This window comes from Bacteroidota bacterium (assembly GCA_016213405.1).
Taxonomy (GTDB): Bacteria; Bacteroidota; Bacteroidia; order Palsa-948; family Palsa-948; genus Palsa-948.
Window position 1 is genome coordinate 1 of the sequence record JACRAM010000077.1, and the last position, 3,671, is coordinate 3,671.

Below are 3,671 nucleotides of genomic sequence, written 5' to 3' on the forward strand. Positions count from 1 at the left end.
TAAAAAAAATTACCAAATGAAAAGCTGTCAGAAGAAAAGTAATTGTCCCGCGAAAATATTTAGTAAGCTCGTCTAAAAGTCCGTAAGCGTCTGTTTGCGTCCGTAATTTTTTTTGTCCGCTGCAATTGGCGGTAACGGTTTCGGGCTTAAAGAAGTGGCGGATAAAACGCTCGTCTCTGTCGCCCCGCACAAAAGTAAATAGAAAGCACAAACCTACAAATTTATTCGTCCCCCGCCATTTCTTTTAAGCCCGTGTTAGTGGCTGCCCTTCTTTTTTTCTGTCGTGTCGGAAGTGTTCGCTGTCTGCTGATTTGTTTTTATTTTTTTTTGTTGAGCGTGGAGCATTTTTGAAAATTTATTTCTGTCGGTGCGCAGGATGGACACGCTCTTTTGCATTTGCTCATCAACCATAAAAAATAAAAAGGAGCAAATGCAAATGTGCGTGCCATTCGGGAAGGTGGTGTTTGTTGTTTGCTGTCCGATGGTGCAAGTTGTCAAGGCGGGAAACGCTGTCTGCCGAAAGATGCCGTTAAAAGTTGTCAAGGTATGCGAGATAGTCGGGAAAGGGACTGCTGTCTGCCGAAAGTTGCCGTTAATAGTTCTGTCCAGATGCGAAAAAGTCCCCGATGAATACGGGGCAGTCGGGAAAAGGTTGTATATAGTATTAGTTTTTTTGTTTGAGTCGTTTTTTTGTCAGTTAATCTGTTTCTTTTTCATTTATTCCCAACGATTCATTAATGAATTTTCTAACTTCTTCAATTTTTGCATGTTCTATTTCAACGATTCGCTTAGCGCATTTTTTTCCAATATTTTCAAACTCATCCCATTTCTTTGTCGAATGTAACCTATCCCGTTCGTGTTGGACAACATCTTCAAGAAGCCACCATAGTTTTCCGATGGGGTTCCACCAGACCGCTATCATTTTGTCTTCACCAGTGAACGGTAATACTCCAACAGATGGGGCAAGATGACAGAACTTGTCCATTTGTCCGCATAAATAATATGCAATAGTTTGAAGAATTTCTTTCCGTTCCTCATTGGAATAATTGGTTTTATAATCAGTAATACCGAATCCATCCCTCAGAGATTTCAAATTCCGCCTGTTCAAAACCGGCAATTCAATTTCCATATTATCATTTTCCGGTATCAGCTTTAATAATATTGTCCGAGCAACTAAAAAAACCGGGTCAGTAAAAATATTCTGACATTCATTCCATGTTTTAAGGCGTTGTCCGTACCAAAGTCCATAAAGACCCACAGTAGCAGCAATAGCCCCAACAGCTGTCCAGAATGTCTGCCAGTTTATGCAGTCACAAAAGCAATCGCAGTTCATAGTTTAGCAATTTGGTCAGGTTTCCGAAATACGATTTAATGAATGATGAGTTTATTATTTAAGATTCCTTCCTTTGTTATCAATTCAAGGGTATAGACACCTTTTGCATAACCATTCAATTCAATTGTTTTTTGGTATTTGCCGAAAACCCTGCCTAAGTTTTCTTCATATATTACCTGACCGATTACATTCAGCAGTTTTATTTCAAAGTCATCCGATTTGGTTAGTTCCATTGATAAAGTGAATTTACCGGGGGTGGGGTTGGGGAAAATTCTAATAATTTGATTATTAAAATTTTCTTCGTCAATCCCTGTAACAGCATCAGAAGCATAAAGAAATCCAATGGATGTATTGTAATTTCCGCCAATAACAGAATAATCTACAAATGTTTCGCCTATTACTCCAAAATTGGAATAATTCCCCCCTGTAGATTCTCCGCCACCGGATGAGATAACTTCTGCCGGCTGGCTGTATGTTTGTGCTTTGCTGTTTCCGAAAAGTATCGTGAAAAACAGAAAAGCAATGATTTGTATATATTTCATTTTATGTTTATTTTTTGTTCTGATTATTTACTTTTTACTTCTTGTAATATTTCAGGATTTTTTACCGCTTCAATACTTTTCTCTATGGGCTGATTGTATTCTTTGTAATGCAGATAGTGTCCTTTTTCATTATCGCTTTTTTTAACCTCAACCTGTATGCGATGCTGTTCGGCATAGGGGTCTTTCCGTATTCCTGTAACTTGCCATGAAACTTCCAGACCGGGCGTACCGCCTGCAATTTTGAATTGATTGTCAGATATTTTTTCTGCAATGTAAATAGGTGCAAACCCTCCTATGCAGGTTAGTTGATAGCGAAAGTCCTTATTAAGTGTATCAAACCATTCAGGCAATTCAACAATGGCATCTCCATTATTATTTAGTGTAATATTACCGTTGTAAACATTCATCATGTCCGGTGATTCAACGAATGAATGAAATAGATATTTGTTTTCGGGGTCAAGAGGGTGGTCAATAAGAAATGAACCGCTGGATTTGGACAGTGTTCCTTGTATCTGAACATTCCCTAAAAAATAACCAGCCCTTCCTCCTGATGTGTTCTTTGCATAAATTGCATCATCACTGCTATTTGTTGATTCAACCGTGATACCATAATTATATGCTTGTATATCAAGTCCCGTAGTATTGGAAGCATAAATATTCAATTTACCGTTTGATGTACTTGTAGTTCCGATACTCACATTACTATTAGCTGAATAGATAGGGCTGGTAATAAGTGCGCTGCCATCCCACAAAGGTGCATAGTTTAGAGTATTACTACCCACTTGTGGGTCGGTTTCACTGCTGATGCCTGTATTATCTGTACTTGGTGCCCATTGTGTGCTATTCCATTTCAAAACTTGCCCTGAAGTAGGAGCAGTTGTTGAAACCGTCCTGCTTGCAATTTGTTCTGCATCAACAGATTTTTCCGCTTTGTAAGAATAAGGAACAGAAAGAATATCAGTTTGCGGGTTAAGCGGGCTGCCTGCAACAGTTATTTGTAAGGTAGTCGTTGAACTGTTATTAAAAGTGCTTACGGGGATAGGCGTAAAGTCACCAAGAGTTACGGAATATAGTCCATCTGTTACTGTAACAGTTTTGGTTTCACTCCATGAACCGATGGTAAATAAAATACTTTTTGTTCCGTTCACAGGGCTGCCGTTTTCCAGTAGTTTACCCTGATAAGAAATTTTTAGCGGTATTTCCTGTGCGAGCAAAGCACTACAGATTACCGCTGCGAGAATTGTAAAAATTGTTTTTTTCATCGTGTTTGATTTTGTGCCCCAAGTTTTAAAGGGCGGGTTATTAATTAAATTGAATGGACTGCATGATTGATATTCGGGGTCAAAGATAAACAATAGTTTTATTTCCAAATGATTTATTATTTTTTTTTGCGGGAGGGAAAAGTTGGCTCTTTTGCTTTTGCCATTCAATTAAAAAAATAAAAAGGGCAAAAGCAAATGTGCCAACTGTGCGAGAGCAAATAAATTTTCAAAAATGCGAAGGGTGGGTTTTGTTTTCTTTTTTGTCCTCCGTGTTAAGTTGTAATGCTGTCAAGTTACTGCGAGATTGTCAGCCGTTGCAAAACTGTCCCCCGCTTTTTTTGTTTTTAAGTGCTCAAAAGTGTCAAGTTCCTACGCCACTGTCCACGAAGCTAAAGGGTTGCCACTAACGTTCCGCGCATATTGCGTTGTTGCCGATTTACGAAGCGCAAAATTGTCTGCCGAAACACAAAGCAAAGATATGAAAAACAAAACTCGATGCAAGATTGTAGCGGCAATAACGCAAATGCGTTGTTA

At 38.7% G+C, this 3,671-nt stretch carries 4 protein-coding genes; all 4 read right to left on the minus strand.

All coding sequences use genetic code 11. The features are described from left to right. Window positions 1–255: 255 nt before the first annotated feature. The 4 genes from HY841_09685 to HY841_09700 all read right to left on the minus strand — a co-directional run bounded on the left by HY841_09685 (window position 256) and on the right by HY841_09700 (window position 3,137). Complete coding sequence (locus HY841_09685) at window positions 256–543, minus strand: hypothetical protein (protein ID MBI4931021.1); 288 nt, start codon at window positions 541–543, stop codon at window positions 256–258. A gap of 154 nt (window positions 544–697) precedes the next feature. Further along, window positions 698–1,333, minus strand: coding sequence for a hypothetical protein (locus HY841_09690; protein MBI4931022.1), 636 nt, complete (start codon window positions 1,331–1,333; stop codon window positions 698–700). Between the two features lie 35 nt (window positions 1,334–1,368). Further along, window positions 1,369–1,875 carry a T9SS type A sorting domain-containing protein gene (locus tag HY841_09695; protein ID MBI4931023.1) on the minus strand — a complete coding sequence of 169 codons (507 nt, stop codon included), beginning with the start codon at window positions 1,873–1,875 and terminating at the stop codon, window positions 1,369–1,371. A 23-nt stretch (window positions 1,876–1,898) separates the two neighbouring features. After that, entirely contained in the window at window positions 1,899–3,137 is a 1,239-nt protein-coding gene (locus HY841_09700) for a hypothetical protein (protein MBI4931024.1), read from the minus strand. Window positions 3,138–3,671 lie beyond the last annotated feature (534 nt).